The organism is Microbispora sp. NPDC049125, assembly GCF_040802045.1.
In the GTDB taxonomy this organism is placed as follows: domain Bacteria; phylum Actinomycetota; class Actinomycetes; order Streptosporangiales; family Streptosporangiaceae; genus Microbispora.
In genome coordinates this window covers 37,487-57,478 of sequence record NZ_JBEZDW010000024.1, presented here as the reverse complement: position 1 = coordinate 57,478, position 19,992 = coordinate 37,487, and the positions used below count along the sequence as shown (strand labels likewise).

22 protein-coding genes are annotated in these 19,992 nt (G+C 70.5%); 12 read left to right on the top strand and 10 right to left on the bottom strand.

Annotated elements, in window-relative coordinates; genetic code table 11:
• Window positions 1–207 precede the first annotated feature (207 nt).
• Entirely contained in the window at window positions 208–771 is a 564-nt protein-coding gene (locus AB0B72_RS25475) for a YceI family protein (RefSeq protein ID WP_367741450.1), read from the bottom strand.
• Between the two features lie 98 nt (window positions 772–869).
• Between AB0B72_RS25475 and AB0B72_RS25470 the strand changes: the two genes are divergently transcribed.
• Window positions 870–1,358 carry a MarR family winged helix-turn-helix transcriptional regulator gene (locus tag AB0B72_RS25470; protein ID WP_367741449.1) on the top strand — a complete coding sequence of 163 codons (489 nt, stop codon included), beginning with the start codon at window positions 870–872 and terminating at the stop codon, window positions 1,356–1,358.
• A gap of 131 nt (window positions 1,359–1,489) precedes the next feature.
• Window positions 1,490–2,392, top strand: a complete 903-nt coding sequence (locus tag AB0B72_RS25465; protein ID WP_367741448.1) for a thermonuclease family protein — start codon at window positions 1,490–1,492, stop codon at window positions 2,390–2,392.
• A gap of 139 nt (window positions 2,393–2,531) precedes the next feature.
• On the opposite strand, the gene AB0B72_RS25460 is transcribed toward AB0B72_RS25465, so the two are convergent.
• Window positions 2,532–3,029, bottom strand: a complete 498-nt coding sequence (locus AB0B72_RS25460) for a SigE family RNA polymerase sigma factor (protein ID WP_367741447.1) — start codon at window positions 3,027–3,029, stop codon at window positions 2,532–2,534.
• A gap of 286 nt (window positions 3,030–3,315) precedes the next feature.
• On the opposite strand from AB0B72_RS25460, the gene AB0B72_RS25455 reads away from it, so the two are divergent.
• Both AB0B72_RS25455 and AB0B72_RS25450 read left to right on the top strand, forming a co-directional pair.
• Entirely contained in the window at window positions 3,316–4,254 is a 939-nt protein-coding gene (locus AB0B72_RS25455) for a hypothetical protein (RefSeq protein ID WP_367741446.1), read from the top strand.
• A 4-nt stretch (window positions 4,255–4,258) separates the two neighbouring features.
• Window positions 4,259–5,083: a MauE/DoxX family redox-associated membrane protein gene (locus AB0B72_RS25450; protein ID WP_367741445.1), complete on the top strand. Its 825-nt coding sequence runs from the start codon at window positions 4,259–4,261 to the stop codon at window positions 5,081–5,083.
• A gap of 100 nt (window positions 5,084–5,183) precedes the next feature.
• On the opposite strand, the gene AB0B72_RS25445 is transcribed toward AB0B72_RS25450, so the two are convergent.
• The 5 genes from AB0B72_RS25445 to AB0B72_RS25425 form a co-directional block, all read right to left on the bottom strand.
• Complete coding sequence (locus tag AB0B72_RS25445; RefSeq protein WP_367741444.1) at window positions 5,184–6,365, bottom strand: AAA family ATPase; 1,182 nt, start codon at window positions 6,363–6,365, stop codon at window positions 5,184–5,186.
• Between the two features lie 242 nt (window positions 6,366–6,607).
• Window positions 6,608–7,006 (bottom strand): hypothetical protein, encoded by a 399-nt coding sequence (locus AB0B72_RS25440; protein WP_367741443.1) that lies wholly within the window; start codon window positions 7,004–7,006, stop codon window positions 6,608–6,610.
• 37 nt (window positions 7,007–7,043) lie between these two features.
• Window positions 7,044–8,600 (bottom strand): radical SAM protein, encoded by a 1,557-nt coding sequence (locus AB0B72_RS25435; protein WP_367741442.1) that lies wholly within the window; start codon window positions 8,598–8,600, stop codon window positions 7,044–7,046.
• A gap of 8 nt (window positions 8,601–8,608) precedes the next feature.
• Complete coding sequence (locus tag AB0B72_RS25430) at window positions 8,609–9,283, bottom strand: hypothetical protein (protein ID WP_367741441.1); 675 nt, start codon at window positions 9,281–9,283, stop codon at window positions 8,609–8,611.
• Window positions 9,284–9,443: 160 nt separating this feature from the next.
• Complete coding sequence (locus AB0B72_RS25425; protein WP_367741440.1) at window positions 9,444–10,289, bottom strand: prolipoprotein diacylglyceryl transferase; 846 nt, start codon at window positions 10,287–10,289, stop codon at window positions 9,444–9,446.
• A 171-nt stretch (window positions 10,290–10,460) separates the two neighbouring features.
• Between AB0B72_RS25425 and AB0B72_RS25420 the strand changes: the two genes are divergently transcribed.
• Window positions 10,461–11,282: a M15 family metallopeptidase gene (locus AB0B72_RS25420; RefSeq protein WP_367741439.1), complete on the top strand. Its 822-nt coding sequence runs from the start codon at window positions 10,461–10,463 to the stop codon at window positions 11,280–11,282.
• A 241-nt stretch (window positions 11,283–11,523) separates the two neighbouring features.
• Here the strand turns inward: AB0B72_RS25420 and AB0B72_RS25415 are convergent, their stop codons facing one another.
• On the bottom strand, window positions 11,524–11,985 hold the full coding sequence (locus AB0B72_RS25415; protein ID WP_367741438.1) for a hypothetical protein: 462 nt from the start codon (window positions 11,983–11,985) through the stop codon (window positions 11,524–11,526).
• Between the two features lie 313 nt (window positions 11,986–12,298).
• Here AB0B72_RS25415 and AB0B72_RS25410 point away from each other — a divergent pair, with 313 nt between their 5' ends.
• The 5 genes from AB0B72_RS25410 (at window position 12,299) to AB0B72_RS25390 (ending at window position 16,283) form a co-directional block, all read left to right on the top strand.
• The gene (locus AB0B72_RS25410; protein ID WP_367741437.1) at window positions 12,299–12,550 is read left to right on the top strand and encodes a hypothetical protein; all 252 of its coding nucleotides are present in this window, start codon (window positions 12,299–12,301) and stop codon (window positions 12,548–12,550) included.
• Window positions 12,551–12,652: 102 nt separating this feature from the next.
• A complete protein-coding gene (locus AB0B72_RS25405; RefSeq protein ID WP_367741436.1) occupies window positions 12,653–13,528 on the top strand; it encodes an NUDIX domain-containing protein in 876 nt (291 codons plus the stop codon).
• 186 nt (window positions 13,529–13,714) lie between these two features.
• Window positions 13,715–14,878, top strand: coding sequence for an MFS transporter (locus AB0B72_RS25400; RefSeq protein ID WP_367741543.1), 1,164 nt, complete (start codon window positions 13,715–13,717; stop codon window positions 14,876–14,878).
• Window positions 14,879–14,950: 72 nt separating this feature from the next.
• On the top strand, window positions 14,951–15,487 hold the full coding sequence (locus AB0B72_RS25395) for a VOC family protein (RefSeq protein ID WP_367741435.1): 537 nt from the start codon (window positions 14,951–14,953) through the stop codon (window positions 15,485–15,487).
• Window positions 15,480–16,283, top strand: a complete 804-nt coding sequence (locus AB0B72_RS25390; protein ID WP_367741434.1) for a MerR family transcriptional regulator — start codon at window positions 15,480–15,482, stop codon at window positions 16,281–16,283. Before AB0B72_RS25395 ends, AB0B72_RS25390 begins: the two co-directional genes overlap by 8 nt.
• 18 nt (window positions 16,284–16,301) lie before the next feature.
• On the opposite strand, the gene AB0B72_RS25385 is transcribed toward AB0B72_RS25390, so the two are convergent.
• A complete protein-coding gene (locus tag AB0B72_RS25385; RefSeq protein WP_367741433.1) occupies window positions 16,302–17,147 on the bottom strand; it encodes an MBL fold metallo-hydrolase in 846 nt (281 codons plus the stop codon).
• 69 nt (window positions 17,148–17,216) lie between these two features.
• Window positions 17,217–17,651 carry an ester cyclase gene (locus tag AB0B72_RS25380; RefSeq protein WP_367741432.1) on the bottom strand — a complete coding sequence of 145 codons (435 nt, stop codon included), beginning with the start codon at window positions 17,649–17,651 and terminating at the stop codon, window positions 17,217–17,219.
• 218 nt (window positions 17,652–17,869) lie between these two features.
• Here AB0B72_RS25380 and AB0B72_RS25375 point away from each other — a divergent pair, with 218 nt between their 5' ends.
• Both AB0B72_RS25375 and AB0B72_RS25370 read left to right on the top strand, forming a co-directional pair.
• Window positions 17,870–18,862, top strand: coding sequence for an ATP-binding cassette domain-containing protein (locus tag AB0B72_RS25375; protein WP_367741431.1), 993 nt, complete (start codon window positions 17,870–17,872; stop codon window positions 18,860–18,862).
• On the top strand, window positions 18,859–19,734 hold the full coding sequence (locus AB0B72_RS25370) for a hypothetical protein (protein WP_367741430.1): 876 nt from the start codon (window positions 18,859–18,861) through the stop codon (window positions 19,732–19,734). The genes AB0B72_RS25375 and AB0B72_RS25370 overlap by 4 nt, the downstream gene beginning before the upstream one ends.
• Window positions 19,735–19,992: the final 258 nt, after the last annotated feature.

Below are 19,992 nucleotides of genomic sequence, written 5' to 3'. Positions count from 1 at the left end.
CACTTGTGGTGACCGTGCAGCGCCGCCCCCGGCACTCAGGGTGACCGGCCCCCCTCCGGCCATCGGCCGCTTGTGGCGTCCGTATGGCCGGGCCCCCGCGAACGGGGGACGTGATCAATACACAGCCCTTGTCCACAGGGTGTGGATAAGGGCTGTGTGCAAGCTGTGGATGCCTGTCCGCTCTCGGTACGGCATGAACGTCCGCGCTCAGGCCTGGCGGACGGCCTCGCCCTCGATCTCAATCTTGATCTTCTTGCCGACGAGGACGCCGCCGGTCTCCAGCGCCTGGTTCCAGGTCAGGCCGAACTCCTCGCGGTCGATCTCGGTGACGGCGGTGAAGCCGAAGAGCTCCTGGCCCCACGGGTTGGTGTTGGCGCCGCCGAACTCGACCTTGAGCGTGACCTGCTTGGTGACGTCACGGATCGTGAGGTCGCCGACGAGCGTGAACTCGTCACCGGAGTGGGAGGCTACCCGGGTGCTGCGGAAGGTGATCTCGGGGAACTTGTCGGCGCTGAGGAAGTCGTCGCTCTTCAGGTGACCGTCGCGGTCAGCGGCACCGGTCTCGATGGAGGCGGTCTTGATGGCGGCCTCGACGCTCGTGTCGAGCGGGTTCTCGCCGATCACGATGGTGCCTTCGAACTCGCCGAAGTGGCCGCGGACCTTGCTCACCATCATGTGCTTGGCGACGAAGCCGACGCGCGTGTGCGCCTTGTCCAGCGCGAAGGTGCCGGCGACCGGGATCTGGAGGCCTTCCCAGTTACGGATGCTCATGCTGCTCTCCCAAGAAGTTGCGGTGCGGATGTTTTAGTTAGCAACTTTCTACCCGCAAAGTATTCCCCACGTCAACAACTTTCGCGTAGGCTTTGCCCATGGACACCTTCGACGACCCCCGCCTCACCGCGATGGGCCTGTTCGCCGAGGTCTTCGCCGGGATCACGAGCAAGACCAGCCGCACGCTGGCCCAGGGCGGTCTCTCGGAGGTCGACTTCGAAACGTTGATACGGCTGGCACGTTCGCCTGCGCACAGGCTCCGGATGAGCGACCTGGCAGCCCAGACATCACTGTCCACGAGCGGGATCACCCGGGTCGTGGACCGGCTGGAGCGGGACGGCCTCGTCGAGCGTCACGCCTGTGCCAGCGACCGCCGCGCCTCGTACGCCGTCCTCAGCGAGGCGGGGGCCGAGCGCATGCGAAGCCTGCTGCCGCAGCACATCGAGGACATCGAGACCTGGTTCACCGGCCTCCTCACGCCGGAGCAGCTCACCGACTTCCTCGCGGCGCTGCGGGTCATCCGCGACGTCGTACGGCCTTGTGCGACCGTCGGTGCGGAACATGCCGGGCGGGTCGAGACGCACTGACTATGACGGGACGGCATTCCGTGGCCTGCGGGGTGGCGGAAACGATCGTTTTCTGGTGGGATCCGTATTCCGTAGGAAACAGTCATTCGTCCCACAACGCCCCGTCCCGCCCCCTGATGTCTGGAGCGCCCGTGCGTTTCCCCCCGCGAGCACTCGCCGTGCTCGCCGCCGCCGCCCTGACGGTGCCCGCAGTCGCCTCCTCCCCTGCCGCCGCGTCGGTGAACGGGCAGAAGACCGCGTCCACCACCGGGCAGATGGCCGCCCCCACGAAGGCCCCGCAGCAGGTACGCCCGAAGAGCGTGCCGAAGGACGCGATCGAGGTCACGGTCAAGAAGGTCGTCGACGGTGACGCCGTCGACGTCGTCACCTCGAAGGGCACGACCGTACGCGTCGGACTGCTGGAGGCGGACGCGCCCGAGGCCGGGGCGTGCTGGCACGACACCGCGATGGCGCGCCTGAAGGCGCTCCTCCCGGCCGACAAGCCCTTCTACGTGCAGCCCGGCAAGGAACAGGTCGTCGAGGCCGGCCGCGTCATGGTGTACGGATGGTCCGCCAAGGGCTCCTACGTGAACGGCGACCTGGTGCGCAACGGGTACGCACAGGCGGTCGCGTACTACCCGGAGCACGCGTACACGGCCTGGCAGTTCTCCGAGCAGGCCAAGGCGCAGGCCGAGCGCAGAGGCATGTGGTCGGGCCCGTGCTGGGCGGCCGACACCTACGACAAGCGCGGCAGCCTGGACACCCCGCCTGGGACGACCGGCGCGCTGGAGTCACCCGCCCCCGTCGAGCCGGCGGACCCGTCGGCGGCGCCGTCCGGCACCTCCGAGCCGTACGAGACCGCCCCCGCGGCGACACCGACCCCCACCCCTACACCCACTCCGACACCCACACCCACCGCGACGGGTGACGACCCCAGGTACGACACGTGTGCGGAGGCCAACGACAACGGCTACGGCCCGTACCGTCAGGGCGTCGACCCGGAGTACGACTGGTACACCGACGCGGACAACGACGGCATCGTCTGCGAGACCTGACACTCCCGCCCCGGCTTCGCCGCGGTACGACCGGCGCCGGGCCGCTCAGGGGCTCAAGCTCAGGGGCTCAAGCTCAGGGGGCCCGGCGCGAAGAGGCCGGACGTTGGGGGCACAGGCTAAGGAGCGCAGGAGCCCGGGCTCAGCGCGCGGGCTCCTTGGCGGGCACGACGAGCTCGCCCCGGAGCTTGGCCATCCCCCGGGAGACCGAGCTCTTGACCGTGCCCACGCTGATCCCGAGCGTCCTGGCGATCTCCGGTTCGGTCATGTCCTCGTAGTAGCGCAGCACGATGGCGGTCCGCTGCCGTAGCGGGAGCCGCAGGAGCGCCTGCTCCAGCTCCTCGTGGCGGTACATCGGATCGTGGTGGACGGGCAGGTCCGGAAGCTCCTCGGACGGGTACTCGTCCAGCTTGCGCCGCCGCCACCAGGAGATGTTGATGTTCACCATGGTCCGCCGCACGTAGCTGTCGAGCGACGACCGGTCCTTGATGCGGTCCCACGCCAGGTAGGTCGTGGCCAGGGCCGACTGCAGAAGATCCTCGGCGTCGCTGGGATTGCCGGTCAGCTGGTTCGCGACGCGGAGCAGAGCCGCGCCCCTGGACAGGACGTACGTGCGGAACTCCTCATGGTTCACGAGCATCCGATCACCAATCCGGCCTGAGAGGCATCTCGTGCCAGAATGGCAGCCTCGTTCCGGAATCCGGCCGAACTGTAATCCAGGTTTCGCGCCGTCTACGGCAAAGACCCCGCAAGCCCGCCACCAGGCCATGAGCCGTACAAAATGAGCGTCCAGCAATGGTTTGCACGAACTGGGAGATAACGCCTTACGCCCCGGTGGGGGAATGTTGCTCCCGCGCATCACTCTTACCGGAATTACACCCCTTCGCGCGTAAGCGGCATGTGAGGCTGAGTCTGTGGGAGAGGCGATGCCGTACCGGACTGTGGACCGCAGGCGGATGCTGGCGGCGGCGGCGCTGGGCCGCGAGCTTGAGCCGCCGAAGCTGACCCCGGGTGACGGTGTCACGCTGACCGCCCTCAGCGGCCGGCTGCTGGACATCAGCCCTCATCTGATCATCATCGAGGACGACGCGGGTGTGGAAAGGCGTCTCGTCATCGCGCCATGGGCGACCGCGTGGCGCGGGACGGGCATGCCGCCGGCCGACCTGCCCCTCGGGGCGAGGGTCGTGATCAGGGCCGTGCGGTCGGGCGCGGTGGCCGAGCGGATCTGGGCGGACGCCACCCGGATCACCGGGACCATCCGCGAAGTGGGGGGCAAACGCGATCTGACGGTCGAGGTGGACGGCGGGCCGCATCGCAGGACGCGCACCGTCGTCATCCCCTACCGCTATTCGGGCCGCATCCGGGTGCGGCATCCCCAGCTTGAGCCGGGCTACCTGTTCGACGCGATCGGTTTGCTCGACCACGGGACGCCGCTCGCGCACATCCCGGCGACCTCGCAGCCGCCGTACCGCGCGTCGGCCGTGCCCCCGCCGCCTCCGGCGTACCGGGGGATGCAGTCGAAGATCTCCGGGACCGCCGTTTGGGCGGATCTCGACGAGCCCGGCGTCGCGTATCCGATGCTGGAGACGGCCGACACCGGATGCGGCGACGCGGGTGTGTCCTGCACCGGCCTGCCGTACCTCGCGCTCGGCTCGATGCTGTACGTCCGCAACGTCTGCGACGGCAGGTCGTGCGCGCTGCCCGTCGTCGCCTGCGGATGCGTGGCCGGGCGTTTCTGCGACCGATGTCTGGAATGTGGCACCTCACCTCGCGGGAGAATCGTGGAGCTGGCCCCGACCACCTATGTCGAACTGGGCGGAGACCTGACCAAGGGCTGTTTCAACGCCCGCGTCGGATTGGGGTGACTCAGTGCTTTCGACAATCGCGGTGGCCGTGCTGCCGATCCTCGTGACGATGCTGGCCCTGGGCGCCGGCGCCAAGCTGACAACGGCGGGCTCCGACGCGACACCCGGCGGGCTGGGCCGGCTCGGGCCGGCGGTGCTGGTGCCGGATCGATTCCACAAGCAGGCGATGATCGTCTGCGGGCTGGCCGAGCTGGGGCTGGGTGTCGGGCTGCTGACGATCGACCACCCCGCCGCGCGATGGCTGCCTGCGGCGTTCTTCACGGTCGCGACGTACGTGCTGTGGGACCTGCGCCGGCGGCGGCCCGACGTGGGATGCGGCTGCTTCGGCGACGTCAGCGCCACCCCGGTCGGCAGGCGGTCGATGGCACGGGCGGCGCTGCTGGCCACCATGGCCGCCACCGTCGCGACGGCCGAGGTCACCGGCGCCGATCTGCTGACGGGCCTGTCGTGGAGGACGGCGGCCTGGCTCGGGGGTGGGATCGCCCTGCTGCTCGCCCTGTCACCCGAGATCGAGGAGTCCGTGGCCCGGCTGCGATACCGCGCCCCGTGCGAGCAGCGCACGCTTCCCCCGGAACGGGCTCTGGCACGCCTGCGGTCGAGCACGGCCTGGCGGGCCCACGCCCCCATGCTGGAGTCGGAAGAACCCGCCGACATGTGGCGGGAGCTGTGCTGGCGGTTCTTCGTCTTCCCCGCGCGGGAGGGGGCGGACGCCGTCTTCGCCGTGTATCTCAGCGGCCGGCGGCCGGCCGTCCGGGTCGCGGTGGTGAGCCAGGACGGCCGGCCGCTGACCTCTCTGCCGGAATCTATGCCTGTATCGGCTGGACACTAGACAGGCTTAGATTCCGGCATGGAGGCGACCGGACTTCAACTCTCTACGGCTCTCTAGCTTCCCCTCTAGAAAGCCGTAGAGAGGTCAATGGGGGAGCTTCCTACAGCGGCTGAGCACGCAGGAACCTCCCGAAATGGGGGACGGTGAACCCGATCACACCGCGCTCGGCGCTGTAGATCAGACCCTTCTTGATGAGGCTGTCACGGGCCGGGGACAGGCTGGAGGGCTTGCGGCCGAGCGCGTCGGCGACCTCGGCCGTGGGCACCGGATCATCCCCGAGCTGGGCCATCGCGTGCATGTAGTCGCGCTCGGCCGGGGTGGCCCGCTCATAGCGGCTGCCGAAGAAGCCGACGGCCAGCTCCTCCTCGGCCTCGGGCGCCGACACCTTGATGTCGTCGGCGGTGATCGGGCTGTGAGGTGCGAGATCCCAGGCGACCTTGCCGTACGCCTGGACGAAGTAGGGGTAGCCGTCCGCCGCGTCGTAGAGGGCGTCGAGCGCGTCGGAGGTGAACTCCACGCCCTCCCGCTCGGCGGGGACGATGAGCGCGAGGTCGGCGGCGTCCCGGTCGAGCCGGTCGATCCGGGCGTAACGGAACAGCCGTTCGGAGTAGCTCTTGCTGGCCGACAGGACGCTCGGCAGGTGCGGCAGGCCCGCGCCGACCACGATCAGCGGCCCGCCGCTCTGGGAGAGCTCGTGGCAGGCCGCGCACAGCGCCGAGATATCGGGGGCCTGCACGTCCTGCATCTCGTCGATGAACAGGGCGATGCCGACGCCGAGGTCGGTGGCGACGCCGGCGGCGTCGACGAACAGCTCGGTCAGGTCGATCTCCAGGTCGCCCGAGTCGGCGCGGCCGCGCGCCGCGGGGACGTCGATGCCGGGCGACCAGTGGGAGGTGCCCTTGGCGGCGGCCGGGTCGCGCATCGCGAACGCCTTGAGCACGCCGAGGAACTCCTCGATCCGCTCGGGCGCCCGATGGCGGGGCGCGAGCTCCCTGATGGCCATGTGCAGGGCGGCGGCGACCGGACGGCGGATCGACTGGTCGGGCCGGGCCTCGATCTTGCCGGTCCCCCACAGCCGCTGCATCGCCATCGACTTGAAGGTGTTGAGCAGGACGGTCTTGCCGACGCCGCGCAGGCCGGTCAGGACCATGCTGCGCTCGGGCCGGCCACGGGCCACCCGCTCCAGCACGATCTCGAACTGCTGCAGCTCACGGTCGCGACCGGCGAGCTCGGGGGGGCGCTGGCCCGCACCGGGGGCGTAGGGATTGCGCACGGGGTCCACGCTCTCGGACTTTATGACGGGATATAGCGGCCGTCGTAGATTTCCGTAGAAACCCCTACGGCGTGTCGCTCTCGCGCGGAGCGGGACGCATCGAGCAGGGGCGTCCGTCGCCGGCACAGCCATGGCACACCCCTTACCTCCCACGACGAGACCGAACCCGTGTTCGATCCGATGGCCAAGACTGTAGCGCGACATCGAACAGGTGCGCGAGGCTTTCCGGTGAAAACCTCGACCAACGCCGACTAGTGAGGGAGATATCCCCAGGTCAGGGCGGCTATGGCGACGACTATGAGGACCGAGAGGTAGGCCAGCACGAGCCGGGTGTCGCGGAGCAGGCACTTGCTCTTCGTGAGCCCCGCCCGGCGGGCCCGCCAGTAGCCCGCCAGGCCCAACGCCGCGAATCCGAGCACCGCCCACGCGCCCAGCAGCCAGGTCAGCAACGCCACCGTCGCGTACACGCACAGGCGGAGCGGGTCGTACGGCTGTGCACCCGCGCCCGTGCCGCCCTGAGGATCTTCGCCGTCCTCACGGACACCGCTTTGATGGGCACCGCTTTGCGCGCTTTCAGGGGGGTCGGCCCGTCCTCGCCGGGCGGCGAGGGCCTGCTCGTAGGCGACCCCGGTGGGGCGCTCCGCCGTCATATGAGCACCGCCGTCATCTGAGCTGTGACCACCGCCGTCATGTGAGCTCCACCAGCGGGAGCCGTACGCCGGGATCGGCCGAGGCGACCGCGGACAGGCGCTGCCGCGCCAGCGCCGGCCAGGCCTGGACAGCGCAGAACGGCGCGCACTGGTCCTGCTCGGCGCGTGTGCCGACGTGGACACAGCACTGGATGAGGCGTTCCTCCAGCATCGTCGACATGTCCATGAACGGTTTGACGGTGATGCGGACCACCCGCTCTCCCAGCATCCGGCGCAGCCTCCGCCTGCGTCCGGGCAGCGCCGAGGAGGCGAGGGAGAGCAGCGTGGAGAGGCCGAGGTCGCAGTTCTCACAGATGTCGCGCCACAGCGCGCCGATCTCTGGGTGCGACAGCGACGACTGCTCCGACAGCAGGCCGAGGAGCGACTCCTGTACGGCCGCGCGAAGCTGCCGGGGGATCTCCGAGTCGGCGATCCGGTTGGCCACCAGGCCGAGGTTCTCCTTGAGCCGGTCATGGCCGATCAGGGCCGTCAGCGACCGCCACTGGTCGGCGTCGTCGCGGATCATGTAGCCGACCGAGCAGCAGTGGGGATGCGAGCACGGCAGCGCGGTCAGGTCCCGCCAGGTGACGAGCCCGCCGGTCTGCGGGCCGAGCCGTTTGAGCACGCCGGTGTGGGTGAGCCGGTCCATGGGGTCGATGGCGCCGGACCGGCCCGAACCGAACTGCGGCTGGATGGACACGCCGCCGACGTAGGGAGTGTCCAGCGCCACACGCACGACGTCACCGATCTCGGCGTCGTTCACCCCGAGGGCCGCGGTCATGACGAGCGTGGTGAAGATCTCCCGCTCCGACAGCCGCCGGAGCGCCTCGGCCTTGATCCGCCTCAGGTCGCCGCCTCGGTGGTGGCGGGACGCCTCGGCGGAGACCCCGTCGTACTGGAGGTAGACCTCGACCCGCTCACGGTGCTCGGTCAGCAGGTCGAGCAGCGCGTCGTCCTTCGCGATCAGTACGCCGTTCGTATTGATCAGGATGCGGGTGACGGGTCTGGCCACGAGCTCGGCGAGCAGCTCGGGCAGGGCCGGGTGCAGGGTGGGCTCGCCCCCGCTCAGCATGAGGACGTCCAGCTTGCCGTTCTCGCGGGAGAGCCGCCGGTCGACGTTGGCCAGCACCTCTCCGACGGGCACCACGCCGCGCAGGTCGGGGGACGACTCGGTGAAGCAGGTGGGGCAGCGCAGGTTGCAGGCCTCGACGACGTCTTCGAGCAGGATGCACGTGTGCTGGGTCTGCATCTCCGGCAGCCCTCGCAGGTACGCCGAGGGGATGGGCTCGAAGTTGCCCGCGACGTCGGGCAGGTGGGCCTTCGTGGGGGCCGTCCACTCCTCCAGGTAGGCGAGGATCTCCGGGTCCTCGTCGTAGAGGGTCCTGACCATGCCGTGGGTGCGGCAGCCCCGCTCCAGGTAGACCCGGCCGTCCCGTTCGGCGAGCCAGCCGGACAGGCGCGGGACCTCCGCCAGGGGGCGGCCGGGCAGCTCGTCGTGGCAGCGGGGACAGAACGCGTTGACGTAGCGCAGGATGCGGTCTCCGCGTAGGGGCATGCCAGTGGTCACAGGTTGCCCGCCGCGTACAGCTCCGGATTGATACCGGTGCAGTATCCGATGGAGACGATCGACATGAGCGCCCAGCCGATCATCAGGCCGAGGCCGAGGCCCTTGCTCCACGGCCTGCGCATCATGATGAGCGCGGCTCCTCCGCCGAGCGCCAGGGCGGCCAGGAGAACGGCACCCACGCCGATGACCACCTCCCCGCCGTCCCGGGCGGCGCCGGCGAGCTGGAGGGTGACGACGGCCGCGGCGATGTTGACGGCGATGAAGATCCCGATGCCGGCGAACGTCATCCCGACCACGGTGCCGCCGGAGCTCTGGCGGGGCGGGGGAGGCGGCTGCCAGCCGCCCTGTGAGCTCCACGGCCCCTGGTAAGGAGGCCCGCCCGGTCCACCTGGCGCGCCTGGTCCGCCCGGCCGACCTGGACCGCCTGGTGGGGCCGGATAACCGGGATGGCCCGGCCCGCCCAGCGGATTGACCGGCCCGGTGGGCGGGCCCGGATAGCCGGAATGGGCCGGCCCACTTGGCGGCTGATCAGGGCCGCCGGAACCACCCGGACCGCCGGGCCGCTGCTCCTCGGGACCACCGGGGCCGCCGGTGCCGTTCGGCGGATGGTTGTGAGGACCGCCGGGCTCCTGCTCCTCGGAGCCGCCGGGGGGCTCGGACGGTGTGCTCATGCCATCTCCTCACGGAACGGCGCGGGGCCGTTCTCACACGAAGGACCGCGCCGGGGGGACGCGGCGCAGGTCCGCGATCCAGCGAGTACAGCGACACGGGGCCGCCACGCGCTCAGCAGACCTGCTGAGGCGGACCCGGCGACGCGGGCGGGGCGCGCGCTCACGAGGTCTCCTGAGGCGGGACGAGCGGGGTGGAGACTGCGCCTTCCCGCTGCTCGGGGCGGCTGTGGCCGGCCCGGATACCCGGCAGTCTGTCGTAGAAGCCGTTGCGATAGCCGTACCGCAGCCTGAAGGCGACGAGCACCAGCCCAGGGATGAGGAACCACTGGGGACGGGTCAGGTCGAGCCAGACCGTCTCGTTGGCACGGGCGAACTCCACGAGAAACCGGAACATCGCGTACGCCGCCACGTAGAGCGTGAACAGCTCGCCTGGCCTGCCGACCCGTCCCCGGGCCCACACCAGCGCCGCGAAGGCGGCGAGCTGGAAGACGATCTCGTAGAGGAACGAGGGATGCATCGCCTGCCCGGTCAGGCAGCCGGGGCACTCCGGCACCGTGGCGGGCGCGTGAACGCCCCACGGCAGAGTGGTAGGCCGCCCGGGGGCCTCGGTGAGGAAACAGCCGATCCGGCCGACGGCCATGCCCAGGGCGACGGCCGGGGCGAACAGGTCGCCGGTCCTCTCCTTGTATCCGATGAGCCGCTTGGCGATCAGCACGCCCGCGTACGCACCGGTCAGGCCGCCGAGGATGCTGCGCGAGCCGAACATCCACGCGTCGAGGAGGCTGGGGTTGAGCGTGAGATCGAGATGCTCGGCCCATCCCGACAGGCGCATGCCGATCGCGCCGCCGACAAGCGCGCCGGTGACGGCGACGAGCGACTCCTCCCGCAGCGCGCCCCTGCGCCGTGCCTCCAGGACGAACACCACACTCGCGAGGATCACCCCGAGACCCACGAAAAGACTGTGGGTCGGCACCACCAACGCGCCGAAGCGCATCTCGGGAATCACGAGGGCCACCATAGCGGCGCCCTCCGACGTTTCCGAGCCCCGATCCGTCCGGGCTTCCGCGGCCGTTTCCGGCGTGTGGGCGGACTTTCTCCGCCACCTTCATCACCGATCGATATCCCCAGACCTGATCGAATGGGCGTCGCGCGGTCGGGGCACGGGTACTGTGCGCCTATGGCTTCCTTATGGAACCCCAGGTCAGCGGTGGTCGCCGTCGCTTTCGCCGGGCTGACGGCCTGTGGCGTCGGCACAACCGCCGAGCCCGTGGCGGCAACCTCTCCGGCCCTCCCGGCCCCACCGTCCGCGTCACCGCCTTCGGTGCCGCCTTCGGTGCCGCCTTCGGTGACGGCGTCGCCCGTCCCGGAGTCACCCGCGCCGCCGTCACCGGTCACGCCGCCGGTGAGCGCCACACCCGCTCCGAGCGGGCCTCCGGAATTCACGGCCAAGGTCGCCGAGGTGTCCCGCGACGAGGTACGGCACTCGTGGCGTCCGGGCTGCCCGGTCCCGCTGAGCGATCTACGAAAGATCACCATGACGTACTGGGGGTTCGACGGGAAGGCGCACACCGGCGAGCTGGTCGTCAACCGCTCCGCGGTGAAGGACCTGACGTCCGTCTTCCGCAAGCTGTACGACCAGCGCTATCCCATCCGCCGCATGGAGCCTGTGGACGTCTACAAGGGCAGCGACTTCGACTCCATCGACGCCGACAACACCTCGGCGTTCAACTGCCGCAACGCGACGGGATCCGGAAGCTGGTCGCAGCACGCGTACGGCCTCGCGGTCGACGTCAATCCCCGTGAGAACCCGTACGTCTATCCCAACGGCTCGCACGCCCACAAGAACGCGGGGGCGTTCGTGGACCGGCCGCTGAAGAAGCCGGGCGTGATCAACGAGGGCGACCGGGTGGTACGGACCTTCGCCGGCGTCGGCTGGGGCTGGGGCGGGTCCTGGTCGGGCGAGAAGGACTACCAGCACTTCTCCAGCAACGGCCGCTGAGTCCGTCCGGCTCCCCGGCGCGGCGCCACCCTCGCACGGCCTCAAAGGCCCCCACAGCACGACCCCAAGGCTCCGAATGGCATGGCCCCAAGGCCCCCCGGCGTGGCACGGCCCCAAGGCCCCGAATGGCGCGACCGCATCGCAGGGCGAGACCACCCACGCGGCCCGGCATGACCCGGAGGCCCGGCACAACCCCAGAGCCGCGAGTCCGCGGGCCTGGAGGGAGCCGCGTACGGCGACGTCAGCGGACGCGGGTGTAGGTCAGCTCGAAGTCGAGGCGCCATGACGTCCCGTCCGTCGAGACCTCCCAACGCCCGTCGATGGTGTCACCGTCGGCGCTCACGGTGCCGGTGAAGCGCTGATTCCATCCGGGCGCGTCCCGCCATATGGTCCACACACCGCCGGCGAACGTCATCCGATATACCCGGTGCACGCCGCGGACGTCGGCGTACAGCATGGTGAACTCCTCGGCGGCGTCATCCAATCCGATCAGGGCGATGGTCGGGAACGGCGCGTTGTCCCGCCACGCCTGCGGCGCCGTGGCCGGGATGCCGTCGATGTCGGTGATCTGGCGCAGGAACGCGCCGTCCTCCCGCCAGGCGAACTCGCTCCACGCCGTGCCGAGGCCGTCGACTTTCGGCTGCACCGTCCATCGGCCGACGAGCGCGTCCAGCCGCACGAGCGCGGGGTGCCTGCCGTCCATGTCACATGTCCCTTCTCGCCGGGGTTCTCGGCCCGATGCCGGAGGTGAACGAACATCGCCGACGCGGGAGAAAGAGCAACGCCCGCTCCTCCGGCCGAAGGAAGCGGGCGTCTCCTGAGATATGACATCTCCTGATTCTCCTGTCTAAAGGCGAATCACGAGTGAGGGCTCAAACGTTAACGGGCGTTTGGTCACAGGCCGAAAAGGAACGCTTACCAGTTCATAACGATCGGCCATCGACCCTGTCACACGGTAGCCGTCAGGCGCCGCCCACCGATCAACTGCATGTCCATGACGGCGTGACAGGAGACGCATGCCTGGCTGGCTCCACTCAGATCCACTTCCTCACCTATGGCTTCCGGACAGGTACGAGGTGCGCTCCCTCCGGCCCGGTCCGGACGGTGCCGCGGTCGACCGCTACCACTTCACCGAGGCGGCGTACGAGGCCGCGACGCGCCTGAGGGACGCCGGGCTGGCCACCCAGATCCAGGTGATCCGGCTGGCCGACGGGGTCACCCTGTTCGACCTGCTCGCCGGGGTGGAGGCGCCCGCCGAGGAGTGGTGATCCCCAGGGACTGCCGGGATTCGTACGAACGCGGACGGGGGAACAGGACCCCGGCCGCCACGGAACCGGGACGACCCCCAGGCGTGAGGCAAGATAAGGTCCATGGCTGCTAAGGACGGCGACGGCTGGGCCCTGTGCGCCCAGGGACACCGGCATTGGGGTCTGTACGGCGCCACCGGCCTGCTCGCCGTCCATCACACCCGCGACGGCATGCCGTACATCCTGCTCCAGGAGCGTGCCTCGTGGAGTCACCACGGCGGGACGTGGGGGCTGCCGGGCGGCGCACGCGACAGCCACGAGGACGCGATCACCGGCGCGCTGCGCGAAGCGCGCGAGGAGGCGGACCTGACCGCCGATCTGGTCAGGATCCAGGGGCTGTACGTCGACGACCACGGAGGCTGGTCGTTCCACACGGTGATCGCCGAGGCCGAATGCCTCCTGGAAGCGGCCCCCGCGAACGGCGAGAGCACCGATCTGCGCTGGGTGGCGGCAGACGAGGTGACCGCGAAGAAGCTGCATCCGGGATTCGCCCACACGTGGCCGGCGATCCGGCCGGCGCTCAGCCCGCTCGTCGTCGTCCTCGACATGGCCAACATCATCGGCGCGCGGGCGGAGCACGGCTGGTGGAGGGACCGCGCGGGGGCCGCCGGCCGGTTGCTCGACGAGCTGCTCCCGCTGGCGGGAGCGGGCCTGGGTCATCCACCTGAGGGCGTGCCCGCGCTGGCCCGCTGGTTCCCGCGGATCATCGCGGTGCTGGAGGGGGCGGCGGCGCGGAACTCCGCGCCGGGGCCGAGAGGCGCGGGGATCACGGTCGCGCCGGCCGAGGGCTCCGGCGACGACGCGATCGTGGACGCCGTCCGCGGCACGAGACCCTGGGAGAAGGTGCTCGTGGTCACCGCCGACCGTGAGCTGCGGGAGCGGGTCAAGGCGCTCGGCGCGCTGGTCGCCGGTCCCCGCTGGCTCCTCGGCCAGCTCTGACCCCGGCATGCGGCTTCCAGCCTGCCTCTCGGGCGGCCACGTGGGAGCGACGACGCCGGCATCACGACCGGCGACCGGTCTCCACAGCGGCCGGCGCGGCTCCTGGATAACCACTCGACGCGTGTTCGCGACCCGGGTTATGGTCCGGGCATGACCTGGCGACATTGATGCTCACCTGAATCAGGGCTGGCGGCCCGGCTCTACACCTACGCGTTCTTCGAGGACTTCGTCGTCCTCTACCCGCTGTACGCGGTGCTCTTCGCCGAGACGGGGCTGTCTCCCGGCGAGATCTCGTCGCTGTTCGTGATCTGGTCGGTCACGTCCTTCGTGCTGGAGATCCCTTCGGGCCTGTGGGCCGACGTCTTCTCCCGTCGCCGGCTCCTTGTGATCGCGCCCCTCATGACCGGCGCGGGCTTCGCCCTGTGGACGTTCCTGCCCTCGTATCCGGCGTTCGCGCTGGGCTTCGTGCTGTGGGGGGCGGGCGGCGCGCTGCGCTCGGGCACGCTCCAGGCCCTCGTGTACGAAGAGCTCGGCCGCCTGGGAGCCGCGGACTCCTACGCGCGCCTCATCGGACGCTCGGCGGCCGTCGCGGCGACGGCGATCATGCTCGCGACGGCGCTGGCCGCTCCGGTGCTGTCCGTGGGCGGCCCGGCCGCGGCGGGCCTGGCCAGCGTCCTGGCCACCGTGCTCACAGCCGCCGTCGGCCTGTCGTTCCCCGAGTCGCGCGGCGAGACGGAGCGCGAGGACGAGACCTACCTCGGGGTGCTCCGCGGCGGCCTCGCGGAGGTGCGGCGGGCCGCACCCGTCCGCCGTTCGCTGCTGATGCTGTCGGTGGTATCAGGACTGAGCGCGATGGACGAGTACGTCCCGTTGCTCGCGGGGACGACCGGCGTCTCGGCAGCGGCCGTTCCCCTGCTCGTGCTGATGGTCACGGCGGGCGTCACCGCCGGCGGCTGGCTCGCCGGGAGGGCGCAGGGAGCCATGGCCCCCGGGCTGGCCGTCGCCGCCGTCTGCATGGCGGTCGGAGCGGCCGGGGCGGCCGGACGGCATCCGGCGGCGTTCGTCCTCGTCGCCGTGGCCTTCGGGATCCTCCAGTGGGCGATCGCCGCCATGGAGGCACGGCTGCAGGATCAGATCGACGACCGTTCCCGGGCCACCGTCACCTCCATGGCAGGCCTCGGGACCGAGACGGTGGCGGTGGCCGTCTTCGCCTTGTACGCCTTCGGGTCGATCTGGGCTGACTCGTGGGTGCTGTTCTGCGTGACGGCCGTGCCGTACCTGGCGATCGCCCTCCTCGCACGCCGGCAGCCTCCGGGCGGCGCTTCCACACCGGGAGACACCGGCACCTAGATCGGCACCCCGCTGCCCCCGCCACACCGTCGGCTTGACCCTCACGTTGCGTGAGGCTGGAAGGTGGGGTGCATGAGTGATCACTACGACGCGTTCGAGATCAGTCCCGTGCCCGCTCCCGGCCCGGATGCGGTTCCGCCGGAGCCGTTCCGTGGCATCTATGGGATGCCCGCGTTCGCGACGATCCCGACGAGCGACATGGCGGCGTCGGTGGACTTCTGGACTCGCGGACTCGGGTTCTTCGAGCTGTTCGGCGTCCCCGGCAGGCTGGTGCATCTGCGCCGGTGGGCGTTCCAGGACGTGCTCCTCGTCTCGGCGGCGAGCGTCCCGGAGCAGACACCGGCGATCAGCCTCAGTTTCGCGTGTGTGCTCAGCCAGGTCGACGGCCTTGTCGAGGCCTGTCGTGCGCTGCGCCCGAACTCGGTCGACGGCCCACGGGACACTCCCTGGAACACCCGCGATGTGGCGGTGATCACCCCCGAGAACGCACGGATCGTTTTCACCGCGGCGAAGCCCTTCGATCCGGCCAGTCAGGAGGCGCGCGACCTTGAAGCCATCGGGATCACTCCAGCAGGCGCCGGTCGCGGCGACAATGGGGAGCGTGCCTGATGTCACTGACGCCGACGGACTGACCGTCGGTCAGGTCTCGACTCGTCTGGGCGTGACGGTCCGCACGCTGCACCACTGGCATGACATCGGTCTGGCGCGACCGTCGTTGCGCACAGCTGCCGGATACCGGCTCTACACCACCGGCGATCTGGAACGCCTGCACCGCATCGTCGTCTACCGGGAGATCGGTCTCGGCCTGGACAGCATTCGGGCGATCTTGGACGACTCGACCGCGGACGTGCCCGGCGCGTTGCGCGAGCAGCGCGCCCAGGTCGCCGAACGGATCGACCGCCTCCGGCAGCTCAGCTCCGGACTGGACCGGATGATCGACGCCCACGAGCGCGGCCTGCTGCTGACCATCGAGCAGCAGGCCGCGATCTTCGGCCCCCGATGGAACCCGGACTGGGCCGATCAAGCCCGTCGGCGCTACGGGGACACGACGCAATGGCAGCAGTACGCCGAACGCTCGGCCTCCCGCGGTCCGGAGGAATGGCAGGCCGTCGCCGACGCCGTCGCCGGTCTCGACCGCGCCCTCGGGGACGCGATGGACGCCGGCGTCACACCTGGCAGCCCGGAGGCGAATCAGCTCGTCGAGCGGCATCGCGAGGTTTTCGCCTCGTACTTCCCCCTCACCAGGCAGATGCAGGTCTGTCTCGGCCGCATGTATGAGGGCGATCCGGATTTCGCCGCCCACTACGACGGCATCCACGCCGGCCTCGCCTCGTGGTTTCGCCGGATCGTCGACGCCAGCGCGCGCGCCCACGGCATCGACCCCGACACCGCGACCTGGCAGTAGCCGCAGGACCGGGCATGCCTAGAACGGGCCCGTCGTGGGACGCGGAGGCCGGCTGCCCTCCCGCCGTACGGGGAGGGTGTAGGTCTCACCGCGCATGAGGTAGTGGACGAGGTGGGACAACCCCACTCGCCGTACGTGGTGCTGGAAGTCGGTCAGCGGCGACCTGAACGCCTCGTAGTCGTCGTAGTGCACCGGAAGCGCCGCTTCCGGCCTGATCAGCTTGAGCCATTCGGCCCCCTGCATGCCGTCCATCGTGACCATCACGCCGAGGACGCGCGTGCCGCCGAGGTGGGCGATCCCCACGTCGATGTCCGGGAAGCGCTTCGGGATCTCCCTCAGGCAGGGGTCGAGGATGGTGTCGCCGCTGATGTGGACGCGCAGGTCGACCCGGCCCTCCCTGGCGAAGTCCAGCACGCTGCCCATGACCGGCGGCAGCATCCGCTGCGCGGGACCGGGCGCGTGCCGTCCCGGCGTCGAGGTGATCGTGAGCTCGTTGTCGCCCCGGCCGACGTGGTGGCTCTCCCACGACTCGAGGCCGATGGCGTTCCCGAAGCCCTGACGCCGGAGACGCTGTGCCGCGTGCCGGGTGGTGACGATCGGGAGCTCCTTGTCCAGGCCCCTGCGCGCGATCCGGTCCCAGTGATCGCCGTGCATGTGCGACAGGACGACGAGGTCCACCGGGGGCAGGTCAGAGATCTCCAGGGCCGGCTCCGTACGGCGGCGCGTGCTCAGCCCCCAGCCCAGGTACGCGCGCTGGCCGCGGTGGAGGAAGTTGGGATCGGTCAGCAGCGTGAAGCCGTGACAGCGGATGATCAGGGTCGCGTTGCCGACGAAGAACACGCTCGCGTCGGTTGGATCGGACATTTCAACCACTCCTCTCCCCATGGTCGAACCACATCACCGGACATGTCGGAGGCTCTGGGGGAAACGGAGTCAGAAGTCCGCATCGGGCATCATCGAGAACCCGAGCTGGGAGTAGAGCTCCAGCTGATCGTAGTACTCGCGGTGAACGATGATCTTTCCGCCCCGCACCGCGCAGGTGCCGCATCCTCGCACGGTGATACGGCGGCCGGTCTCGTGGAGCACACCCCCGTCCGGCAGTGGGAACGGCCCGGTATGGGTGCCCGTCGCCGTCCACTCGGTGAAAACGGGGTCGCCGGTGAGGACCCTCTGCCAGACCGTCATGCAGAAATCGGGAAAGCCCTTGAAGTAGCTCTCGTAGTACCCCGCGATCCCCTGGGGCCCCTCGGCGACGCCCATGGGGCTGACGAGGACGGCGTCATCGCTGTAATAGCGCAGGGCCCGGTCCAGGTCGTGCCGGTTGAGCGCGTCCAGCAACTCGTCCGCTCGCTGCCGGCTACCGAACATGTGCGACCACCCCCTAGCACACATGCTCAACGTACCGCGAGCATGGCAAAGGTTTCCTTCAAGGCATTTCGAGGGCCCGTGCAGTGTGAGTCCCCTGTGAGATCGGGCGGGGAGCAGGGGTGCGGGGCGGCCCCGGCGCAGGTGGGAGCCGGCCGGCTCACAGGAGGCTCACAGATCTTCTGCGGGGCCCCGCAGGCGTCCGGGCCACGCTTCCTCCCATGATTGAGTTGCGGCAGCTGACCAAGCGCTACGGCGATGTGACCGCGGTGGACGGCCTGAGCTTCGACGTCAGGCCAGGCGTGGTGACCGGCTTTCTGGGGCCGAACGGCGCGGGCAAGACGACCACGATGCGGGTGATGCTCGGCCTCGACGCGCCGACGAGCGGTACGGCGACGGTGGGCGGGCGCAGGTACGCCGACCTGCCGTTTCCGCTGACGGAGGTCGGGGCGCTGCTCGACCCCCACGCGGTGCATCCCCGCCGCCGCGCCTTCGACCACCTGCTCTTCCTCGCCCAGAGCAACGGCATCGGCCGGGGACGTATCGAGGAGGTGCTCGGGCTGGCCGGCCTCGCGGACGTCGCGGGAAGGCGGCCCGGCGAGTTCTCCCTCGGGATGAAGCAGCGGCTGGGCATCGCCACGGCCCTGCTGGGCGACCCTCCCGTGGTGATCTTCGACGAGCCGGTGAACGGGCTCGACCCGGAGGGCATCGTGTGGATCCGCACGCTGATGCGCGGCCTGGCCGCCGAAGGGCGGACCGTGCTGGTGTCCAGCCATCTGATGAGCGAGATGGCGCTGACCGCCGACCACCTGCTCGTGATCGGCCGCGGCCGGCTGATCGCCGACGTCGGGTTCGAGGCGTTCATGCGGTCGCGCCCCTCCCGTGGCGTGCTGGTCCGCACGCCTGACGCGCCGGAGCTCGCCGTACGGCTGGCCGACGCGGGAGCGGCCGTACGGCAGGACGGCGACGGCGCCCTGGTCGTCACGGGGATGGCGAGCGCCGAGATCGGGAAGGTCGCGATGGTCCACGGCGTGGTCCTGCACGAGCTGACGCCTCACCGCGTCTCGCTGGAGGAGGCGTACCTGGACCTCACCCGCGACAGCGTGGAGTTCGGCCAGGCAGCCCACTTCGCACACGCACGGGAATCCGTACGCACCGGGAGATCCGCGGGCCGGGGCGAACCCGCGCGTACACGGGATGGAGTGGACGCGTGACCGCGGGCGCGGCCGGCGACGGCCGCACCGGCGGCGGGCCCGGGACGGCGACCCCGCCCCGGAGCGCGGCCCGGGACGGGCACCCGAACGGGACCGGGAGCAGCGTGATGGGCGTCGTGCGTTCGGAATGGACGAAGTTCCGCAGCATCCGGGCCACCGTGCTGCTGATCGCCGGCGCACTCGCTGTGAGCGGCTTCTACAGTCTCCTGTTCAGCACGGCGGCCGCACGTGACTACGCGGCGGCCACGGCGGCCGACCGGGCGGCCTTCGACCCCGCGGTGCCGGCCTTTCGCGGCCTGTTCCTCGTGCAACTGCTCGTCAGCGCGGTGGGCGTGCTGACGGTGACCTCCGAGTACGCCTCGGGAACCATGCGGCCCAGCACCACTGCCGTGCCTCGCCGGGGGCGGCTGCTGGCCGGCAAGAGCGTCGTCGCCGCCCTCGTCCTGCTGCCCTCGGGGACGGTGATCGCGCTCGTCTCGTTCCTGGTCAGCCAGGCGGTGCTCGCCGCACAGGACACGCCGAGCATGGCGCTGTCCGACGCGGGCGTGCCCGGGGCGATCGCCGGCGCGGGCCTGTTCCTCACGCTCATCGGCCTGTACGGCGTCGCCCTGGGATTCCTGCTCAGGAGGACGGCCGGGGCCGTCTCCCTCGGGTCGTTCCTCCTGCTCACGCCGGGCATGGCGAGTCTGTTCCCCGAGGGGCTGGCCCGATGGATGGTGAAGTACTGGCCGGACGCCGCCGGAGCCCAGATCTTCGCGATTCACCCGCAGGCCGAGGGGCTCGCGCCGGTCGCCGGCCTTGGCGTCCTCGTCGCGACGGTGACGGCGCTGCTCTGGGCCGCTCTCGCCGTCTTCCGCGGCCGGGACGTCTGATGACACGGGAGGCCGTTCGCGGCGCAGGCGCGGCAGTCCTCGCCGTCGCCGCGATGGCTCTGGTCGCGGCCCTCGGCCTGGCTCTGCTGGGGGTGGCCTCGCCCGGGGCGATCGCGGCCGTCACGGCCGGGGCCGCGTCCGGCGGGCACATCGATCTGGCGGTCACGGGCACACTGCCGTTCGGCCTGAGGGGCGGGCTCACGGCGACGCCGCTGGGAGTGACGGCCACGGGCCTCGCCGTGCTCGTGGCCTGCCTCG

Bases quoted from the DNA above. Each gene is read 5' to 3' on its own strand.
- AB0B72_RS25475 (WP_367741450.1), bottom strand. From the start codon at position 771: ATGAGCATCCGTAACTGGGAAGGCCTCCAGATCCCGGTCGCCGGCACC.
- AB0B72_RS25470 (WP_367741449.1), top strand. From the start codon at position 870: ATGGACACCTTCGACGACCCCCGCCTCACCGCGATGGGCCTGTTCGCC.
- AB0B72_RS25460 (WP_367741447.1), bottom strand. From the start codon at position 3,029: ATGCTCGTGAACCATGAGGAGTTCCGCACGTACGTCCTGTCCAGGGGC.
- AB0B72_RS25455 (WP_367741446.1), top strand. From the start codon at position 3,316: ATGCCGTACCGGACTGTGGACCGCAGGCGGATGCTGGCGGCGGCGGCG.
- AB0B72_RS25440 (WP_367741443.1), bottom strand. From the start codon at position 7,006: ATGACGGCGGAGCGCCCCACCGGGGTCGCCTACGAGCAGGCCCTCGCC.
- AB0B72_RS25435 (WP_367741442.1), bottom strand. From the start codon at position 8,600: ATGCCCCTACGCGGAGACCGCATCCTGCGCTACGTCAACGCGTTCTGT.
- AB0B72_RS25430 (WP_367741441.1), bottom strand. From the start codon at position 9,283: ATGAGCACACCGTCCGAGCCCCCCGGCGGCTCCGAGGAGCAGGAGCCC.
- AB0B72_RS25420 (WP_367741439.1), top strand. From the start codon at position 10,461: ATGGCTTCCTTATGGAACCCCAGGTCAGCGGTGGTCGCCGTCGCTTTC.
- AB0B72_RS25415 (WP_367741438.1), bottom strand. From the start codon at position 11,985: ATGGACGGCAGGCACCCCGCGCTCGTGCGGCTGGACGCGCTCGTCGGC.
- AB0B72_RS25410 (WP_367741437.1), top strand. From the start codon at position 12,299: ATGCCTGGCTGGCTCCACTCAGATCCACTTCCTCACCTATGGCTTCCG.
- AB0B72_RS25405 (WP_367741436.1), top strand. From the start codon at position 12,653: ATGGCTGCTAAGGACGGCGACGGCTGGGCCCTGTGCGCCCAGGGACAC.
- AB0B72_RS25395 (WP_367741435.1), top strand. From the start codon at position 14,951: ATGAGTGATCACTACGACGCGTTCGAGATCAGTCCCGTGCCCGCTCCC.
- AB0B72_RS25385 (WP_367741433.1), bottom strand. From the start codon at position 17,147: ATGTCCGATCCAACCGACGCGAGCGTGTTCTTCGTCGGCAACGCGACC.
- AB0B72_RS25380 (WP_367741432.1), bottom strand. From the start codon at position 17,651: ATGTTCGGTAGCCGGCAGCGAGCGGACGAGTTGCTGGACGCGCTCAAC.
- AB0B72_RS25375 (WP_367741431.1), top strand. From the start codon at position 17,870: ATGATTGAGTTGCGGCAGCTGACCAAGCGCTACGGCGATGTGACCGCG.